Source organism: Pseudomonas sp. FGI182 (assembly GCF_000511325.1).
GTDB lineage: Bacteria > Pseudomonadota > Gammaproteobacteria > Pseudomonadales > Pseudomonadaceae > Aquipseudomonas > Aquipseudomonas putida_Z.
The window spans coordinates 2502236-2521240 of the sequence record NZ_CP007012.1; the positions used below are offsets into that span (position 1 = coordinate 2502236).

General features: G+C 65.4%; 18 protein-coding genes. 5 read left to right on the plus strand and 13 right to left on the minus strand.

The window, feature by feature from the left end:
* The first annotated feature begins 9 nt into the window (after nucleotides 1–9).
* Entirely contained in the window at nucleotides 10–591 is a 582-nt protein-coding gene (locus tag C163_RS11100; protein ID WP_025338820.1) for a hypothetical protein, read from the plus strand.
* A gap of 4 nt (nucleotides 592–595) precedes the next feature.
* Here C163_RS11100 and C163_RS11105 read toward each other — a convergent pair whose 3' ends face one another.
* Entirely contained in the window at nucleotides 596–1360 is a 765-nt protein-coding gene (locus tag C163_RS11105) for a hypothetical protein (RefSeq protein WP_025338821.1), read from the minus strand.
* A 204-nt stretch (nucleotides 1361–1564) separates the two neighbouring features.
* On the opposite strand from C163_RS11105, the gene C163_RS11110 reads away from it, so the two are divergent.
* Nucleotides 1565–2083 carry a DMT family transporter gene (locus C163_RS11110; protein WP_025338822.1) on the plus strand — a complete coding sequence of 173 codons (519 nt, stop codon included), beginning with the start codon at nucleotides 1565–1567 and terminating at the stop codon, nucleotides 2081–2083.
* Here C163_RS11110 and C163_RS11115 read toward each other — a convergent pair whose 3' ends face one another.
* Nucleotides 2084–2992: a LysR family transcriptional regulator gene (locus tag C163_RS11115; protein WP_025338823.1), complete on the minus strand. Its 909-nt coding sequence runs from the start codon at nucleotides 2990–2992 to the stop codon at nucleotides 2084–2086.
* A 506-nt stretch (nucleotides 2993–3498) separates the two neighbouring features.
* On the opposite strand from C163_RS11115, the gene C163_RS11120 reads away from it, so the two are divergent.
* Together C163_RS11120 and C163_RS11125 are read left to right on the plus strand one after the other, a co-directional pair.
* Entirely contained in the window at nucleotides 3499–4473 is a 975-nt protein-coding gene (locus C163_RS11120; protein ID WP_025338824.1) for a quinone oxidoreductase, read from the plus strand.
* A 41-nt stretch (nucleotides 4474–4514) separates the two neighbouring features.
* Nucleotides 4515–5435 carry a LysR family transcriptional regulator gene (locus tag C163_RS11125; protein WP_025338825.1) on the plus strand — a complete coding sequence of 307 codons (921 nt, stop codon included), beginning with the start codon at nucleotides 4515–4517 and terminating at the stop codon, nucleotides 5433–5435.
* Nucleotides 5436–5606: 171 nt separating this feature from the next.
* On the opposite strand, the gene C163_RS11130 is transcribed toward C163_RS11125, so the two are convergent.
* Complete coding sequence (locus C163_RS11130; protein ID WP_023660807.1) at nucleotides 5607–5936, minus strand: hypothetical protein; 330 nt, start codon at nucleotides 5934–5936, stop codon at nucleotides 5607–5609.
* 203 nt (nucleotides 5937–6139) lie between these two features.
* Between C163_RS11130 and C163_RS11135 the strand changes: the two genes are divergently transcribed.
* Nucleotides 6140–6889 carry a FadR/GntR family transcriptional regulator gene (locus C163_RS11135; RefSeq protein WP_025338826.1) on the plus strand — a complete coding sequence of 250 codons (750 nt, stop codon included), beginning with the start codon at nucleotides 6140–6142 and terminating at the stop codon, nucleotides 6887–6889.
* A gap of 173 nt (nucleotides 6890–7062) precedes the next feature.
* Here the strand turns inward: C163_RS11135 and C163_RS11140 are convergent, their stop codons facing one another.
* The 10 genes from C163_RS11140 to C163_RS11185 all read right to left on the minus strand — a co-directional run bounded on the left by C163_RS11140 (nucleotide 7063) and on the right by C163_RS11185 (nucleotide 18984).
* Nucleotides 7063–8643 (minus strand): aldehyde dehydrogenase (NADP(+)), encoded by a 1581-nt coding sequence (locus C163_RS11140; RefSeq protein ID WP_025338827.1) that lies wholly within the window; start codon nucleotides 8641–8643, stop codon nucleotides 7063–7065.
* A gap of 165 nt (nucleotides 8644–8808) precedes the next feature.
* Nucleotides 8809–10362 carry a galactarate dehydratase gene (gene garD, locus C163_RS11145; RefSeq protein ID WP_025338828.1) on the minus strand — a complete coding sequence of 518 codons (1554 nt, stop codon included), beginning with the start codon at nucleotides 10360–10362 and terminating at the stop codon, nucleotides 8809–8811.
* Nucleotides 10363–10439: 77 nt separating this feature from the next.
* Nucleotides 10440–11801, minus strand: coding sequence for an MFS transporter (locus tag C163_RS11150; protein ID WP_025338829.1), 1362 nt, complete (start codon nucleotides 11799–11801; stop codon nucleotides 10440–10442).
* Nucleotides 11802–11905: 104 nt separating this feature from the next.
* The gene (kdgD, locus tag C163_RS11155) at nucleotides 11906–12817 is read right to left on the minus strand and encodes a 5-dehydro-4-deoxyglucarate dehydratase (protein ID WP_025338830.1); all 912 of its coding nucleotides are present in this window, start codon (nucleotides 12815–12817) and stop codon (nucleotides 11906–11908) included.
* A 450-nt stretch (nucleotides 12818–13267) separates the two neighbouring features.
* Nucleotides 13268–14077 carry a gamma-glutamyl-gamma-aminobutyrate hydrolase family protein gene (locus C163_RS11160; RefSeq protein ID WP_015270696.1) on the minus strand — a complete coding sequence of 270 codons (810 nt, stop codon included), beginning with the start codon at nucleotides 14075–14077 and terminating at the stop codon, nucleotides 13268–13270.
* 490 nt (nucleotides 14078–14567) lie between these two features.
* Nucleotides 14568–15350 carry an amino acid ABC transporter ATP-binding protein gene (locus C163_RS11165; protein ID WP_025338831.1) on the minus strand — a complete coding sequence of 261 codons (783 nt, stop codon included), beginning with the start codon at nucleotides 15348–15350 and terminating at the stop codon, nucleotides 14568–14570.
* Between the two features lie 22 nt (nucleotides 15351–15372).
* Complete coding sequence (locus C163_RS11170) at nucleotides 15373–16617, minus strand: FAD-binding oxidoreductase (RefSeq protein ID WP_025338832.1); 1245 nt, start codon at nucleotides 16615–16617, stop codon at nucleotides 15373–15375.
* A 16-nt stretch (nucleotides 16618–16633) separates the two neighbouring features.
* Nucleotides 16634–17344 (minus strand): ABC transporter permease, encoded by a 711-nt coding sequence (locus C163_RS11175; protein WP_025338833.1) that lies wholly within the window; start codon nucleotides 17342–17344, stop codon nucleotides 16634–16636.
* The gene (locus C163_RS11180; protein ID WP_004376260.1) at nucleotides 17341–18060 is read right to left on the minus strand and encodes an ABC transporter permease; all 720 of its coding nucleotides are present in this window, start codon (nucleotides 18058–18060) and stop codon (nucleotides 17341–17343) included. Before C163_RS11180 ends, C163_RS11175 begins: the two co-directional genes overlap by 4 nt.
* 171 nt (nucleotides 18061–18231) lie before the next feature.
* On the minus strand, nucleotides 18232–18984 hold the full coding sequence (locus C163_RS11185; RefSeq protein ID WP_025338834.1) for a transporter substrate-binding domain-containing protein: 753 nt from the start codon (nucleotides 18982–18984) through the stop codon (nucleotides 18232–18234).
* Nucleotides 18985–19005 lie beyond the last annotated feature (21 nt).

Below are 19005 nucleotides of genomic sequence, written 5' to 3' on the forward strand. Positions count from 1 at the left end.
AGCAGGCCTATGAATCCGATTCGCTCTCTCGCTCGTGCTGTTGCCCTTGCCACCCTGGCGTCCGCCGCCAGCTTCACGGTGCAGGCTGCCGGTATTCCTATTGGTAGCGAGGCGCTGGAAAGCCACGTCACCACGCAGGTCACGGCCATCGACCTGGCCAGCCGCCAGGTCACGGTAAAAGGCCCTGACGCCAAGAAGGATGTGACCTTCCAGCTCACGGAAAAGGCCAAGGCGCTGCCCAACCTCAAGGTGGGTGACCAGGTCGACATCTACGTGACCCGTGCTGTGGCCTATGTGCTGAATCCCGAGGTGGGCGGTGCACCGAAGGCGACTGAGGAGTCCGGTACCATTCGCGCCACGGCAGACAACCCCAACCCGGGCGGCGAGGCGTTCCGCCAGGTCAAGGTGACCTCGCAGATCAAGAAGATCGACCTCGAGACGCATGAGGTGAGCCTGTTGCCGCCGGAGGGCAAGCTGCAGGTGGTCAAGGTCGAGAACCCTGACCTGCAGGCACGCATGAAGAACCTCAAGGTCGGCCAGACGGTCGACGCGATCTACACCGAAGTGCTGCGCGTCGAAACCTCGCGCTGACCCTTCATTGGGGCAGGCTACGGGTTGCCCGCGCATGGATCCGCCGTGATGCCTTGCATGACGGCGGATGTCGTTCGAACAGCTGCATCACCCAATCGGGCCGAGTCTTGCTGGCATCGTTGAGCCAATTGGCAACCGAGTCCTGGGCATACTTGTCTGCTTCGGCCAGGCGCGGCACCAACAGTGGGTCGGCCACTTCGGGCGCTTGCTTGAGTGCGGCGATGTGCTCGCACCAGACGCCACGTGGGCGCAGCACCTCGATACAGAAGCGTCGTACCAGTGGGTTGCTGTCGCCGGCATGTCGGGCAAGCAGGGCCAGGGCATCATCCAGCGCTTGGGCCAGGCGCGGGCGCAGGGCTATCCAGGCCCATTCGCGCACACCAAAATGTTCATCGCGAGCAAAACGCAGCTGGGCCAGCAATGCGGCTTCGAGATCGAGCGTGCGCGACAGGTGCGCCTGGGCGAAGGCCGCCCAGCTGCGCACCGTATCGGAGCTGTGTGCGCTGCACTGCTCCAACACCTGCTGGCGCTGGGGCGCAGGTACGGGTTCCAGCCACTGCCCAAGGGCAAGGCCGATTCCCGTGATTTTTTTTGACAGGCCCTGCGAGCATGTTTCTTCGGCGCAGGTAGCCAGCTGTTCGATCAGCTTGTCGGGCAACTGGCCCGCCAGTGCACGGACCAGGGTCCTTTGATCCACTGCCAGGCATTCGGCCAGGTTGCGGGTGGGCAACTGCCCATGGTCGATCAGGGTTGTACGTTCATCTGTCATCGAATGTGCTCCATCACATACGGTTTGGTCTGGCCTCAGCCGTGAACTCGCCGGCTCAGGCCGCGGGCGCCGAGGCTGCGCAGCATCCTAGCCCAATTGGCTGGTATCCATGTGGCGAATAGCATGCGTGCACACTTTCGATTTCCATGGATAAAGGGAATTTTCCGATCATCGCCTGAACATCTGTCACGAATGAGGACTGCCATGTTCAGCAAGACCTTGTGCCTTCTGGTGCTTCCCTTTGCCCTGGCGTTGCTTGCCGGTGCCGTGCTGCCGTTCCAGGCTGCGGGTAATGCCGCCGTCGGCCGGGCGCTGGGGCACTGGTTGTGGGGTGCGTTCACGTCATTGACGGTAAGTTCGCTGGTAGTGATCGCCGCGCTGCTGATCCTCAGGGTGCCGGCGCCAGACATGGGCAAGGCCTTGCAGGGGCCCTGGTGGCTGTGGGTTGGCGGTGTGCTCGGGGCGTTGTACGTGGCCGGTGCCGCGGCGCTCACCCCCAGGCTGGGCGCAGCGGGTTTCCTGGTGCTGGTGGTGGCGGGGCAGATCATCACGGCGGTGGTCGCAGACCACTTCGGGGTGATGGGGTTGGGGGGCAAGCCGCTCAACCTGGCCAGGTTGGCGGGTGTGGTGCTGATCCTCTGCGGCGTGCTGCTGGTGCAGGGCACCTGGGCAGCAGGCACGCCGGCCAGTGCCACTGCCGTGGTGAAACAGCCGGAAGGCTGATCAGCGCCCCGGCTGGCTGCACGCCCACACGGTTTCCCGCAGCCAGCGATGCCCGGGGTCGTCGTCCTTGCGGCTGTGCCAGGCTTGCTGGTAATCGAACGAAGGAATCGCCAGTGGCGGCTCGAACTGGCGCAAGGTCCTGTGCTGGTGCAGCGAGCCCACCGCGCGGCTGGCCACGGTCAGGATCAGGTCGGTGCCGGCCAGCACCTCGACCGCCGCACTCCAGTGCGGCAAGGCCAGGGCAATCCGCCGACGCAGGCCTTGCGCGGCCAGGGCGCGTTCGATTTCATCGAAGGCATCCGGGTGCATGGCCATCAGCACATGCGGGCGGGCCAGCCAGTCGGCCAGGGTCAGGCCGCCGTTGGCCGGCAGCACCTGGCGGTCGGCAACGCTGATGAAGCTGTCGGTGAACAGCGGCTGCGCAGTGATGGCCTGGGGCAGGTCCGGGAAGATGCCCAGGGCCAGGTCCAGTTCACCATCGAGCAACTGGGCCAGCATGGTTTCGCGGCTGGCCTGGCTGATGGCCAGGTCCACCCCGGGCGCGACCTGGCGCAAGTGGCGCAGCAGGGGTGGCAGGATGATCCGCGAGGAATAGTCGGACAGCGAGAGCCTGAAGCGACGCTGGGCCTTGGCCGGTTCGAACTGTGGGGCGGCCAGCAGGCCGTTGAGGTTGCCCAGGGCGTCGTGCAGCGGTTTGGCCAGCGATTGGGCGCGGGCGGTCAAGGCCATGCGGCCGTTCTGGCGCACCAGCAAGGGGTCGTCGAAGTGCTTGCGCAACTGCGCCAGGGCGTGGCTTACCGCCGGTTGGCTGCGGTGCAGGCGCAGGGCGGCGCGGGTCACGTGCTTTTCGCTCAGCAGGGCGTGCAGGGCGAGCAGCAGGTTGAGGTCGATCTTGCGTAGTTCATCCATGGTGCGAATGGTCTTGGTTGTGTCTGGCAGTTTTCATTAGCTTAACAAATGCCCAAGACCGCTTTTATAGAACGACACATGACGTATTGGTTTAGTGAGGTTCTGTAGGAGCAGCCTTGTGCTGCGAAGAGGCCGGTACAGGCCATAGACAGGCGGAGTCAGTACCGGCCTCTTCGCAGCACAAGGCTGCTCCTACAAGGAACGCGCCAGTCGTTGGGGTTATATTCCCCACCCGTTTCACTGTTATCCGAGTATTCCGATGGGTCTTTCCGCAACCGCAACACCCGAGCCGCGTAGCCTGGGCGCCCCCATGCCGGCAACCTGATCGGCGTGCGCCTGCGTCCGCTGTTCTTTGCCGGCGAGCGTCGGCCTGTAGCGCTGACCGGGTGCTGAGGCACTGAGCGAATTGCTGCAAGGGGTGCAGAAATCATCTGCATCCCGCCTGATTGTTCAACTTTCCCCGCCTGATTAGCCTGACTCGAACACCCATCCAACAGGATTCGATCATGGCTACCCGCATCGTTCTCAACAGCACCGGCACCGCCGATGTCATGCAGCTTGAACACTTGCAAGCACAAGCCCCAGGGCCCGGCCAGGTCTGGCTGGAACAGACGGCCATGGGTGTCAACCCGCTCGACCTGTTGCAGCGCAAGGGCGGTGCCCCACTGGACTTGCCTTCCGGGCTGGGGCTGGAAGGGGCTGGGCGGGTCGCCGCCGTCGGCGAAGGGGTACATGACGTGCAGGTGGGCGACCGGGTCGCCTATGCCATGGGCCCGGTTGGCGGTTACGCCAGCGGCCGCCTGTACCCGGCCGAGCGCCTGATCAAGCTGCCGCCGCAGCTGGATGACCAGGCCGCTGCCGCCGTGCTGTTCAAGGGCATCACGGCGCAGTACTTGCTGAAGACCACTTATGCCGTGGGCCCGGGTAGCCAAGTGTTGTTGTACGGTGCCGCCGGTGCCTTGGGCCAGCTGATGGCGCCTTGGGCGCGGCACCTTGGGGCGACGGTGATCGGCGTGGTATCACGCCCGCAGAGTGTGGCAAGGGCGCAGGCAGCGGGTTGCCACCATGTGCTGGTGTTCGACGCGGCAACCTTGGCCGGCCAGGTCCGTGAGCTGACCCAGGGCCAGGGCGTGGACGTGGCCTATGACTGTGTCGGCAAGGTGTCGCTGCAAGCCTCGCTGGACAGCCTGCGGGTGCGTGGCTTGCTGGTGTCGTTCGGCGGCACCTCCGGCGCGCCGGCGGCCATCGAGGTTGCCACGCTCAACGCCAAGGGCTCGCTGTACCTGACCCGGCCCTCGCTGGCGGCACACACCCGCACGGTCGAAGAGTATCAGCAGCGCGCCGCCGATGTGCTGGCGGCGGTCGCCGAGGGTATCATCCAGCCTCGGGTCTGGCGTGCCTACCCGCTGGCCGACGCGGCCAGGGCCCACGGGGACCTGGAGCAAGGGCAGTCGGAGGGCGCGCTGGTCCTTACTGCCTGATACCCGACTTTCACCCTTACTGCCTTGTGCCGAGCCTTGCCATGGATGCCTTCGACAGCCGCCGCGCCGATGAACTTGCCACCTTGCTGGCGCTGCACGAGCAGGGCTCGTTTGCCGCTGCCGGGCGGCAGCTGGAGCGCCACCCCACGGTGCTGTCGAAGCGTCTGAGTGCACTGGAGGTGCGCCTGGGCATTCGCCTGGTGGAGCGCAGCACGCGGCAACTGCGCTTTACCGATGAAGGCGAGCGGCTGGTGGCCAAGGTGCGCGAGGCCAACCGGCTGATCGCCGAGGCCGAACAGGAAGCGGCCGAAGGGGCAGCTACGGTACGTGGGCGCCTGCGCCTGGCATTGCCGGCAGCCATGGGCCGGCGCTGGTTGAGCGGGATGCTGGCCGATTTCGTGCTGGCCTACCCGCAGGTGATGGTGGAGGCCGAGTATGCCGATCGTTTCGTCGACCTGATCGGCGAGGGTTTCGACGCCGCCATCCGCATTGGCGAGCTGGCTGACAACCGCCTGGTGGCCAGGAAGCTGTGCGATCACCTGCGCATCCTGTGTGCGTCGCCCGAGTACCTGGCCCGGCATGGCGCACTTGGGCAACCGGAGGATCTTGCTGGGCACAATTGCTTGAGTTTCAGTGGCTTGCGAAGCTTTCCTGAATGGCGACTGATGAGTGGTGGGCGACAGGTGAGTGTCAAGGTTGCCGGCAGCCTGCGCAGCAATGACAACGAAGCCCTGCTGGAGGCGGCGCGGCGTGGCGTTGGCATCTTGGCGGGAGGGGACTGGCTGATGGGCGAGGACCTTGCCGCCGGGCGCTTGGTGCGGGTGCTGCCGCAATGGCAGCTGGATGTGGCGGCAGGCATTTACCTGGTACGGCCGACCGCGCGCCTCAACACTGCCGCCCTGGTGGCTTTCAAGGCGTGGCTGGAAGCACGCTTCGAGGCCGGCGCACCGTGGCGGCTATAGAGTTGCACATAACCAATTGAATTAGCAGGGCACCTGTGGGAGCGGGCATGTCGAGGCGTCGAACCGCCGCGAACACCGGCGGAGCCGGTGCCATACACCGCGTTGTGGCATTCGCGGGCACGCCCGCTCCCACAGCGTACCCCAAAGGGCTGGGCAATCTCCTGCAGAGCTTTATCGCCTTGCTACAGCATGCTGCACGCACTGCTCGTAATAGGTCTGCTTGATCGCTGCAGGCTTGAGCCGCGAGCGGCTGTTGTAGGTTTGTTCGGTAATGCCGAAGGCGGTCATGCGCATCCACGGTTTGGGGAATTTGCGCGCCTGCAGCTTCTTGCGCGTGGCATACAGAGTTACCCCGGAAAGCTTGGCCTGCTGCGCCTCGGCGGCTATCTGCGCGCCCCAGCCGCAAGTGTGGCGATCGTTCTGGCTCAGCGCCCGTGCCTGGGCGCCGAAAGCGAGCGTGGCCAGCAGGCAGCCGGCCATCGTTGCTAGAAGTACTCGCATGTTGCTGTCCTAAGCATCTGAAGGAAAACGAAGTTTGCCTTCACAAGCAGGCACTGGGGGCCAGCAATTTGCCGTCAGACCATGGTCGCTCGCAATCGACTGGTGGCGTGCAACCCAGCGAATAAATACCGCACTGCGTGTATGTGATCGTACAACTGCTTGCGCTATGATGAGCGCTGTCTTTCAAGGTGAAATACAGGGCAATGACAGAGCAGCAGGTACAGGCAAAGACCCGGCGCAAGCCGCGCAGTCTGGCCCAGGAACTGGTCACGGTGCTGACCGAGCGCATTCGCAGCGGCCAGCTCAAGCGCGGCGACAAGCTGCCGACCGAATCGCAGATCATGGCCGAAGAGGGTGTCAGCCGCACGGTGGTGCGTGAAGCGATCTCGCGGCTGCAGGCCGCCGGGCAGGTCGAGACCCGCCACGGCATTGGCACCTTCGTGCTGGACGCGCCAGCCACGGGTGGTTTCCGTATCGACCCGGCGACCGTGGTCACCCTGCGCGAAGTATTGGCGGTGCTGGAGTTGCGCATTGCCCTGGAGATCGAATCGGCGGGCCTGGCGGCGCAGCGGCGCAGCGATGAAGAGCTGACCGGCATGCGCGCGGCGCTGGACGAACTCAACGAAGGGGCTGCCCACGCCACGGATGCGGTGTCGGCGGATTTCCAGTTCCACCTGCGCATTGCCCAGGCCAGCGGCAACCACTACTTCGCCGACATCATCAACCACCTGGGCACCAGTATCATCCCGCGTACCCGGTTGAACTCGGCGCGCCTGGCCCATGATGACCAGGCGCACTACATGAGCCGGCTGATGCACGAGCACGAGGCGATCTACGAAGCCATCGCCCGGCGTGATAGCGAAGGGGCGAAGATGGCCATGCGCATGCACCTGAGCAACAGCCGCGAGCGCTTGCGCCAGGCGCATGCAGAGGCCGAGGCGCAGGGGGTCTGAGGCTTCTCTGTTGCCTGACCTGGCCTCTTCGCGGGTAAACCCGCTCCCACAAGGTTATCCATTACCTGTAGGTACGGCGCGGTTCCTGTAGGAGCGGGTTTACCCGCGAAGAGGCCGGTACAGCCAAAAGAAAAGCCCCGCCATGCGCGGGGCTTTCTGGTTTCAAGGGGCGATCAGATCGCGCCCTCACTCCACTGGCCATTCACCAACCGGCGCAGCCCAAGCGGGTTGCCGTCGCGCAGTGCCTCAGGCAACAGCGCCTGCGGGTAGTTCTGGTAGCACACCGGGCGCAGGAAGCGGTCGATGGCCAGGGTGCCGACCGACGTGCCGCGCGCATCCGACGTGGCCGGATAGGGCCCGCCGTGCACCATCGCATCACACACCTCGACACCGGTCGGGTAGCCGTTGACCAGGATCCGCCCGACTTTCTCCTCCAGCAGCGGCACCAGCCAGGCGAAGGCCTGCAGGTCTTCCGGTTCGCCGATCAGGGTCGCGGTCAGTTGGCCGCGCAGGCCGAGCAGGGCGGCGCGCAATTGGTCGTTGTCCTGCACTTCCACGGCAACGGTGGTCGGGCCGAACACTTCTTCCTGCAGCAGCGGGTCAGATTCCACCAGCAGGCGGGCATCGGCCTTGAACAGTTGGGCGCGCGCCTGGCTGCCTGCCTGCGCCTGGCCGGCCAGGTGCTCGATACCGGCATGGGCTTGCAGGTGCTCCAGGCCACCGACGTAGCTGCGCAGGCCACCGGCGTTGAGCATGGTCTGGCCGGCCTGCTGGTCCAGGTACTGGCCAAGCTCTGCCAGCAGTTGGCTGTACTGCGGCGACTGCAGGCCGATCACCAGGCCCGGGTTGGTGCAGAACTGGCCTGCGCCCAGGCACACCGAACCGGCCAGCTCTCGGGCGATGGCTTCGCCACGCTTGGCCAGGGCGCCCGGCAGGATGATGACCGGGTTGATGCTGGACATCTCGGCGAACACCGGGATCGGCTGCGGGCGCTCGGCGGCCATGCGGCACAGGGCGTCACCGCCTTTCAGCGAGCCGGTGAAGCCGACCGCCTGGATGGCCGGGTGCTTGACCAGCCACTCGCCGACACCGCCACCGAACACCATGTTGAACACGCCCTTGGGCATGCCGGTGCGCTCGGCGGCGCGCTGGATGGCGCAGCCGACCAGGTCGGCGGTGGCCATGTGGCCGCTGTGCGCCTTGAACACCACTGGGCAACCGGCGGCCAGGGCCGCGGCGGTATCGCCACCGGCGGTGGAGAAGGCCAGCGGGAAGTTGCTGGCGCCGAACACGGCGACCGGGCCGACGCCGATGCGCATCTGGCGCAGGTCCACGCGTGGCAGGGGCTGGCGCTCGGGCAGGGCCAGGTCGATGCGCGCACCGAGGAAGTCACCACGGCGCAGCACCTGGGCGAACAGGCGCATCTGGCCGCTGGTGCGGCTGCGCTCGCCCTGGATACGGGCGGGGGGCAGGGCGGTTTCACGGCAGACGATGGCGACGAAGGCGTCGTCCAGTTCGTCCAGTTCGGCGGCGATGGCGTCGAGGAATTCGGCGCGCCGCGCCGGGGCCAGCTGGCGGAATTCGGCGAAGGCGGCGGCCGCGGCCTTGGCGGCCTGGTCCACTTCGCTTTCGGTGGCCTGGGCGAAGCTGTAGGGCAGGGCCTCGCCGGTGCTGGCGTCCAGGCTCTGCAGGCGCTGCGGGCCAGCGGCGCTGCGCTGGCCGGCGATGAAGTTGTGGCCGAGGATTTCAGGCATGGGGTGCTCCTGTAGGTTGAGAGAAAATCTGGCAGGTTGTCGCATGACCTGTGGGAGCGGGCGAGCCCGCGAACACCGGCGCAGCCGGTGCCATACACCGGGTTGCCTGCTTCGCGGGCTCGCCCGCTCCCACAGGGATCGCGACACTGTCGAGAAGCCGGGTCATCAGGTAATCGGTGCCGGGTTGAACAGGGTGATGTCGTTGTGCAGGCGATGCTGTTCGGCCCAGGTCTGCTTGCGGCCGCTGGCCACGTCCAGGTAGTAGTGGAACAGCTCCCAGCCCAGCTCCTCGATGGTCGAGCGGCCGCTGGCGATGCGCCCGGCGTCGATGTCGATCAGGTCGGGCCAGCGCTGGGCCAGCTCGCTGCGGGTGCAGACCTTGACCACTGGCGCCATGGCCAGGCCGTACGGGGTGCCGCGGCCGGTGGTGAACACATGCAGGTTCATGCCGGCAGCCAGTTGCAGGGTGCCGCAGACAAAGTCGCTGGCCGGGGTGGCGCAGAAGATCAGGCCTTTGCGATTGACCCGCTCGCCCGGCCCGAGCACGCCCTGGATGGCGCCGCTACCGGACTTGACGATCGACCCCAGGGACTTCTCGACGATATTCGACAAGCCGCCTTTCTTGTTGCCCGGCGTGGTGTTGGCGCTGCGGTCGGCGGCGCCTTGCTGCAGGTAGCGGTCGTACCAGTCCATTTCGCGCACCAGGGCGTCTGCGACCTCCTGGTTTTCCGCCCGCGAGGTGAGCATGTAGATGGCGTCGCGCACTTCGGTCACTTCCGAGAACAGCACGGTGGCGCCAGCGCGTACCAGCAGGTCGGCGGCGTAGCCCAGCGCCGGGTTGGCGGTGATGCCCGAGAAGGCATCGCTGCCCCCGCACTGCATACCCAGGATCAGTTCGCTGGCCGGCACGCTTTCGCGGCGGCGCTGGTCGAGTTTCTTCAGGCGGGTCTCGGCCAGTTCCATGATCTGCTCGATCATTTCCACAAAGCCCAGGCTGGCGTCCTGCAGGCGGTACAGCCACGGGTCGCTGAGGTCCACCGACGGGTCGTTGTCGTGCATCACCTGGCCGGCCTGCAGCTTTTCGCAGCCTAGGCTGATGACCAGGGCCTCGCCGCCCAGGTTGGGGTTGCGCGCCAGGTTGCGCACCGTGCGGATCGGGATGTAGGCATCGCGCGCGTTGATCGCCACACCGCAACCATAGCTGTGGGTGATGGCCACCACGTCATCGACATTGGGGTACTTGGGCAGCAACTCGCTGCGAATGCGCTTTACCGCATGCTCCAGCACGCCGGCCACGCACTGCACGGTGGTGGTGATGCCGAGGATGTTGCGGGTGCCGACGGTGCCGTCGGCGTTGCGGTAGCCTTCGAAGGTGAAGCCTTCGAGCGGCGGCAGCGGCTGCGGGACGGCGTCGCAGCGTGGCAGGCTGTCCAGCTCCGGCGCGGCCGGCATGGCCAGCTGGCTCTCCTGCACCCAGCTGCCCTGGCGCAGGTCTTCCAGCGCGTAGCCGATGATCTGCCCGTAGCGGCGCACCGGCTCGCCCTTGGCGATGGCCACGGTGGCTACCTTGTGGCTCTGTGGCACGCCCTCGACCAGGGTCAGGCCGTCGGCGAAGCGGGCGCCTTCGCCCAGGCCGCCATCGTTGACCACCACCACGACATTGTCGTCGTCGTGCAGGCGGACGTAGCGTGGCGAGTCGGAATGTTCGATCAACTGCATGTTCGGGCCCTACTTGTCAGGTTCTCAGGCTTTTGTACATCCGCCCGCGGCGGGGTGGTCGACGCGGGCGTGTTCACTCAGTGGCGCGAGCCGGCCAGTTCGCTGGCGGTCGCTGGCTCGGCGTCAGGCTTTGGGCTTTCACGCAGCTCGATGCGCTTGATCGGGCCGACGATCACCAGGTAGCTGAACACCGCCACCAGGGCGTTGGCGCCGACATACACCAGGGCCCACTTGAACGAGCCAGTGGCGCTGATGATGTAGCCGATCACGATTGGCGTGGTGATCGAGGCGATGTTGCCGAAGGTGTTGAACAGCCCGCCCGACAGCCCGGCGATCTGTTTCGGCGAGGTGTCGGCGACTACCGCCCAGCCCAGTGCGCCGATGCCTTTGCCGAAGAACGCCAGGGTCATGAAACCGACCACCATCCACTCGGCGTCGACGTAGTTGCAGAACACCATGGTGGTCGACAGCAGCAGGCCGCAGACGATCGGCAGCTTGCGCGAGAAGGTCAGCGAGTTGCCGCGGCGCAGCAGCCAGTCGGAGATCACCCCGCCCAGCACACCACCGATGAAGCCGCAGACCGCCGGCAGCGAGGCGATGAACCCGGCCTTGAGGATGGTCATGCCGCGCTCCTGCACCAGGTACACCGGGAACCAGGTGAGGAAGAAGTAGGTGATGGCATTGATGCAGTACTGGCCCAGATACACGCCCAGCAGCATGCGGCTGGTCAGCAGTTGCTTGATGTAGCCCCATTTCGGGCCGTCGTTGCCGCGCTTCTGGTCCATGTCCACCAGGCCGCCGTTCTGCTCGATGTGCTCGAGTTCACCCGGGCTGATGCGTGGGTGTTGGCGCGGGTTGTAGATGGTCTTCAGCCACACCATGGAGAACACGATGCCCAGTGCGCCCATGACCACGAACACGTGCTCCCAGCCGAAGCTGAACACGATCCAGCCCATGATCGGTGCGAACAGTGCGGTGGCGAAGTACTGCGCCGAGTTGAAGATGGCCGAGGCGGTGCCGCGTTCCTGGGTCGGGAACCAGGCCGCGACGATGCGCGCATTGCCCGGGAACGACGGGGCTTCGGCAAAACCGACCAAAAAGCGCAGGGTGAACAGCGTCACCACCGCCCAGGCCACCGGCAGGCCACCGACAAAGCCCTGCAGCAGGGTGAACAGCGACCAGGTGAAGATGCTGAAGGCGTAGACGTTCTTGGAACCGAAGCGGTCGAGCAGCCAGCCACCAGGAATCTGGCCAGCCACGTATGCCCATCCGAAGGCGGAGAAGATGTAGCCGAGGGTCACGGCATCGATGCCGAGGTCTTTCTGCAGGCTGGAGCCCGCGATTGCAATGGTGGCGCGGTCAGCGTAGTTGATCGTGGTCACCAGGAACAGCATGAACAGGATCAGGTAGCGCACATGCGTCTTCTTCGTCGCTTGCATGCTGGTAGTACTCCCACTAGTTATTTTTGTGCGGGCTCACGAATTGTAACCGGAGTGGGGCTGGCCCACTCCGGGCGCGGCATCTGGCAGGCCGCGGGCGGCGCTTATTGCGGGCCCATCTTGTCCATCAGCGCGGCGAGTTTTTCGTACTCGTCGGCGGTGAGGTCGGTAAGCGGAGTACGCACCGGGCCAGCGTCGTAACCGGCGATCCTGGCGCCGGCCTTGACGATGCTCACGGCGTAGCCGGCCTTGCGGTTGCGGATGTCCAGGTACGGCAGGAAGAAGTCGTCGATCAGCTTGGCCACGGTGGCGTGGTCGTCACGGGCGATGGCGTTGTAGAAGTCCATGGCGGTCTTCGGCACGAAGTTGAACACGGCGGAGGAGTACACCGGCACGCCCAGGGCCTTGTAGGCAGCAGCATACACCTCGGCGGTCGGCAGGCCACCCAGGTAGCTGAAGCGGTCGCCCAGGCGGCGACGGATCGACACCATCAACTCGATGTCACCCAGGCCGTCCTTGTAGCCGATCAGGTTCGGGCAACGCTCGGCCAGTTTTTCCAGCAGGTCGGCGTTCAGGCGGCAGACGTTGCGGTTGTAGACGACTACGCCGATGTTTACCGATTTGCACACTGCTTCGACGTGGGCGGCGACACCTTCCTGGCTGGCTTCGGTCAGGTAGTGCGGCAGCAGCAGCAGGCCCTTGGCACCCAGGCGCTCGGCTTCTTGCGCGTATTCGATGGCCTGGCGGGTGGAGCCACCGACGCCGGCGAGGATAGGTACCGACTTGGCGCAGGTGTCGACGGCGGTCTTGATTACCTGGCTGTATTCGCTGGCAGCCAGGGAGAAGAACTCACCGGTGCCGCCGGCGGCGAACAGGGCGCTGGCGCCGTACGGGGCCAGCCATTCCAGGCGCTTGACGTAGCCAGCCGGGTTGAAGTCGCCCTGGGCGTTGAAGTCGGTGACCGGGAAAGACAGCAGGCCGTGGGAGAGGATGGATTTGAGTTCTTGTGGAGTCATTGTTGTTGGCATCCTGTGGCGCTTGGGTGAAGGGTGTTGTTTTGCGTTGGAGGTAAGTTATCGTACAACTTGTACTATGACTAGTCCCTTTGGGAGATTTTTTTGTGGAGGGGCGGAAGGAGTGTTATTGCCTGGCCCGGCCTCTTCGCGGGCATGCCCGCTCCCACAGGGACCGTAGTGCGCTTGAAGGTAGCGGAGATTCCCTGTGGGAGCGGGCGTGCCCGCGAAGAGGCCGGCACAGGCGACAACAAGAGATGTATAAGACACAGATGGCAGACTAGCTGCGATCAGTCATCGTATCTCTTGGTGAGGTAGGAAAAAACGATCGCGGAGACAGGCACAAGCCCGCCGCCCGTTTCCACGGGAAGTGTTCTGGGACCAGCAGAGGGTGACCGGGGAAAACGGGGGCGGCCTTGCGCCGCCCCGCGATCAAAGCAGAGGAAACTGGGGTCAGGCAGCGTGCTGGCGCTTGATCTGCGCCTTGCGTACCTGGGCCCGGCAAGCGTCGCCGAAAGCCTGGAAGATCTTGATCGAATCCGGGTTCTTCGCCGCTTGCCACTCCGGGTGCCACTGCACGGCGAACAGGAACGGCGAGATGCTCGGGGCATGGATCGCCTCGACCAGGCCGTCTTCGGCGTGGGCGATGGCCTCGATGCCGGCGCCGAGCTTGTGCAGGCCTTGGCCATGCAGCGAGTTGACGCGAATCTCGTCGGTACCCAGGGTGTCACGCAGCCAGCTGTCCGGCTTGATCTTCACGCCGTGCACCTGGGCGTATTGCACCTCGACCGGGTCTTCCGGGTTTTCCCGGTGGTCGTTGAAGCCAGGCTCGGCGTACACCTTCTGGTAGATGTCGCCACCCAGGGCCACGTTGATTTCCTGCATGCCACGGCAGATGCCGAAGATCGGCAGGCCACGCTTGATCGCGGCCTTGACCAGCGGGATGTCGAACAGGTCGCGGTTCTGGTCCTGGCCTTTGCCGGGGGTCTCGTTCTCCTGGCCGTACAGGGCCGGGTCGATGTTGCTGCCGGCGCCGGTCAGGTACACGCCGTCGGCCATGTCCAGATAGGTCTCGAGGTCTTCGATGCCGCAGCAGGTGGGCACCAGCACCGGGACGCAATCGGAAAACTCGACCAGCGGGGTGATGTATTTGTGGGTCATGACCTGGTAGTCATGGCCTTTGCGCTCTTGGCTGCCCATGGTCATCAGGACGACGGGTTTGCGCAGGGAGGGTTGCTTGTTGCCAATGTTGCTGTTGGACATATGTCACCTTGGGACAGGTTCGGCCTGTCGTTGTTGTGCAGGTGCACGGCGCGGGGCCATGGGTGCAACCTGTAGCCCCGAGCACTGCCGGCTCGTCGGAGGCGACGATTCCGGTCGGGGCTTGTAGATAGCTTGCCAGAGCCGTTCGATATGTCAAACGACGGAGCAGGGCTTGATGGCAGGGAATGCGCCGGTTTTTGGGGGCTGAAACCGATGCGGGCCTGTGGTGGCGTGGGTTTGACGGGGGTTAAGGTCAATAATATTTAACGATGCAGTTGGGTCTTTGCAGCGGTGCAATGAAGGGCCGGCAGAGTCGCTCACTCCTTCGGCTCACGCGGAACCTGTAGGAGCGGCCTTGTGTCGCGAAAGGGCTGCAAAGCAGCCCCGGCAATTTGTGCACCTGCGCTGAAACCCTGGGGCTGCTGCGCAGCCCTTTCGCGACACAAGGCCGCTCCTACACAGATATCGCGCCAGCTTTCATCATTTTCAATCAGTGCAGTATCTGCGCCAGGAACCCCTTGGCCCGCTCGGTACGCGGCTGGTTGAAGAACACCTGCGGTGGGCTGTCTTCGATGATCTGCCCGCCCTCGAGGAACAGCACCCGCTCGGCAACCTGGCGGGCAAAGCCCATTTCATGGGTGACGCAAAGCATGGTCATGCCAGTGCCAGCCAGCTGCACCAGCACATCCAGCACCTCGGCGACCATCTCCGGGTCCAGCGCCGAGGTGGGCTCGTCGAACAGCATGATCCGCGGCTTCATGCACAGCGCCCGGGCAATCGCCACGCGCTGCTGCTGGCCGCCGGACAGCTGGCTGGGGTACTTGTGCGCCTGGCTTTCGATGCCGACCTTGCTCAGGTACATGCGCGCCCGCTCCTCGGCGTCCTTGCGCGACAACCCGCGCACGCTGGTGGGGGCCAGCAGGCAGTTGTCCAGCACGCTCATGTGCGGGAACAGGTTGAAGTGCTGGAACACCATGCCGATGTCGCTGCGCACCTGCGCCGCTTCGCGGGTGGTGGATGCCAGGTCGATGCCATCCACCTTGATGCTGCCCTGCTGGGCCACTTCCAGGCGGTTGATGCAGCGGATCAGGGTCGACTTGCCCGAGCCGGACGGCCCGCACAGCACGATGCGTTCGCCTTCGCGCACCTGCAGGTCGATGTCGCGCAGCACGTGGAACGCGCCGTAGTGCTTGTTCAGGCCTTCGATGCGGATCAGCACCGGGCGTGGGTCGGGTTCGGGGGCAAGGGTGGCAAGGCTCAGTGGTGCGGTCATCTTGTTGTTCTCCCGCAGGGGTTCAGTCGAAACGAGTCGCGCTGTAGGGCGCGGGGTCGGTGAAGGGGCGTTCGCCGGTGACCAGTTCGGCCACCAGCCGGCCGCTGACCGGGCCCAGGGTGAGGCCGTGGTGGGCGTGGCCGAAGTTGAACCACAGTCCCGGGTGGCGCGGTGCCGGGCCGATCACCGGGCGCATGTCGGGCAGGCACGGGCGGCGGCCCAGCCAGGGGGTGTCGTCCAGGCGCTCGCCCAGGGCCGGGAACAGCTTGCGCGCCAGGGCCTCGCAGCGGCCCAGCTGGATCTGGTTGCCCGGCGCGCTGCTGGCGTCGAACTCGATGCCGGTGGTCAGGCGCACGCCGCGGGCCATTGGCGCCAGCACGTAGCCGCCCTGGGTGTCGCAGATGGAATGCTCCAGTTGCGCGCCGTCACGGGTGCTGTAGTGCATGTGGTAGCCACGCTTGATCGCCAGCGGGATCTGGTAGCCCAGGCCGCTGAACAGGTCGGCCGACTGCGGGCCGAGGCAGGCCACCACCTCGTTGGCGGTGATCGGGCCGCGGCGGCTGTCGACCCGCCATTGGCCGTCGACCTGGCGCAGGCTGCGCGCATCGCCATGCAGGAACTGCCCGCCGCGCTGCGTGAACAGGGTGGCGTAGCCGCGGGTGAGGGCGCCGGGGTTGTTCACGGTCTTGGGGTCGAGCCAGTGAATGCCGCCGACCACGCTGGCGTCCAGCTGGTGCTCGCGGGCCTGCAACTGCCCGCATTCGAGGATTTCGAACTGCAGGCCATAACGGCTCAGGCCCTTGGCGTCGGCCTTGGCCTGCTCGAACAGCGCCGGGTCACGGAACACTTCGATCCAGCCTTTGGCCTGCACCAGCCCTTCCAGGCCGGCGGCAGCGATCAGTGCGTCGTGCTCTTCGACGCAGCGCTGCACCAGCGGCAGCATGTCGGCGGCGGCCCCGGCCAGTCGCCCGGGGGCCGACTGGCGCCAGTAGCGCCACAGCCAGGGTGCGGCCTTGGGCAGGTGCAGCAGGCTGTAGCGCACATCGGGCTGGCGGTTCAGGCCGTAGCGCAGCAGCGCGCCCAGTTGCCGGGGAAAAGCATAGGGGATCACGCTGGAGCGCTCGATCAGCCCGGCGTTGCCGTGGCTGGTGCCGCTGCCCGGTTCGTCGCGGTCGATCAGGATCACCTGGCGCCCGCGGGCCTGCAGGTGCAGCGCGGTGCTGACGCCGACGATGCCGGCGCCGAGGACAAGGGTCTGGCAATGCATGGAACGTATCCTTCGGTCAGTTCAGGTGGCGGCCCAGGCGGGCTTCCAGGTGTTTCAGCAGGCGCCGCACCAGTTCGACGATCAGCAGGTAGAGCACAGCGGCCCACAGGTAGATCTGGAAGTCGAAACTGCGCGAGAAGGCCAGTTTGGTCACGCCCATCAGGTCGTAGATGGTCACCAGCGAGGCGATCGCGCTGGCCTTGATCATCAGGATCAGTTCGTTGCCCAGCGGGCCGATGGCCACCAGCAGCGACTGCGGCAGGATCACCTTGAAGAAGGTGGTCGAGCGCTTCAGGTTCAGCGCCCGCGCCGCTTCATGCTGGCCGGGGGCGACGGCCATCAGGCTGCCGCGGAAGATTTCGGCCTGGTAGGCGGCAGTATTCAGGGTGAACGCCAGCAGGGTGCAGAACCACGCCTCGCGGAAGAACCACCACAGGCCGACGTCCTGCCAGAAGCCCTTGAGCGAACCCAGGCCGTAATACAGCAGGAACAGCTGGGCCAGCAGCGGCGAGCCGCGGAAGAAGTACACGTAGCCGGCGGCCATGCGCTGCAGCAGCAGGCTGCGCGACATGCGCGCCAGGGCCAGCAACAGGCCGAGCACGGCACCCAGGCTGAAGGAAATCGCCACCAGCTTGGCGGTTACCAGCAGGCCATCGAGGAAGCGCGGGCCGTAGCGGTCCAGCAGGTCGGGGTCGAGGACCAGCGCCAGCAGTTGTTCGAAGCTCATGCGCGTGCTCCTTGCAGGTGGCGGTTGCTGCGCCGTTCGATGAAGGCGAACACACGCCCGGAAATGGCGGCGAAGAGCAGGTAGCCCAGGCAGGCCACGCCATAGAAGAACATCGGCTCCTTGGTCACGCTGACGGCCAGGTTGGTCTGGCGCATCAGGTCGACCAGCGAGATGGTGGAGACCAGCGAGGTGTCCTTGAGCAGCGACAGCCAGTTGTTGGACAGGCCGGGCAGGGCGATGCGGGTCAATTGCGGCAGCAGCACCTTGAAGAAGCCGGTGCGCTTGCTCAGGCCCAGCGCCGAGCAGGCTTCCAGCTGGCCCTTGGGTAGGGTCTTGAAGGCTGCCAGCCAGATCTCGCTGGAGAACGCGGCGAACACCAGGCTGAAGGCGATCATTGCGGCGAGGAAGGTATTGATCAGGAACTCACCCTGGTAGCCCATGGCTGCGAGGATCTTCTGTGCGGCGATCTGGCAGCCGTAATAGATGATCAGCAGCGTCAGCAGTTCGGGCAGGCCACGGAACACGGTGGAGAAGGTGGTGGCCCAGGCTCGCGGCAAGCGCTTGCGCGAGCGTGCTGCAAGGGCGACCACCAGGCCCAGCGGCAGGCCGATGGGCAGGCAGGCCAGGGCCAGGGAAACGGTGACCAGCGCGCCGGCCAGCAGCGCCTGGCCCCAGCCTCCACTGGCGAAGGACAGCAAGGACAATTGATCGAGCATGACAAACCCCTAGGATGGGCAACGCGGACTTTTTGTAGGAGCGGCCTTGTGTCGCGAAAGGGCTGCGGAGCAGCCCCAGGATCTATGCCGCAGCAGGGATTGCCGGGGCCGCCTTGCGGCCCTGTCGCGACACAAGGCCGCTCCTACAGAAATTGCGCAGTTTCCTGAAGATCAGTTGTAGATATCGAAAGCGAAGTACTTGCTGGCGATCTTCTGGTAGGTGCCGTTGGCGACGATCTGCTGCAGCGCGGTGTTCAGGCGCTGGCGCAGGGCTTCGTCGTCCTTGCGCACGGCAATGGCGGCATCGGCCTTGGTGTTGGCCACGTCGCCGAGGATCTTGCAGCAGTCCCCGCCGTTCTTGGTCATCCACTCGTTCAGTGGGAATTTGTCGGCAATCACCCCGTCCAGGCGGCCCGCGGCCAGGTCGGCGTTGGCTTCGTCCATGGTCGGGTACAGTTTCACGTCAGCACCGGCCTTGGCGTAGACGTCTTCGGCGTAGATGGCTTGGGTAGATGATGACTGGGCGCCAACGGTGTAGCCGTCGAAGTTGGTCTGGGCGTCGCTGATCTTGCTGTCCTTGGCCACGGCGACGGTCAGCGGGGTGCGGTAGTAGTGGTCGGTGAAGGCGATCTTCTTGCGCCGTTCTTCGGTGTTGATCATCGAAGCGACCACCGCGTCGTACTTGCGTGCCATCAGCGCCGGAATGATGCCTTCCCAGTCCTGGGCCACCAGCGTGCACTCGACTTTCATCTGCTCGCACAGGGCATGGGTGATGTCGACGTCGAAGCCGTGCAACTGGTTATTGGCGTCGACATAGTTGAAGGGCGGGTAGGCGCCCTCGGTGGCGAAGCGCAGGGTTTCGGCACTGGCGGCACCCGACAGCAGCAGGGCGCACGCACCCACCAAGGCCATGGTCTTGTTCATCTCGCACCTCATTGCACTCTT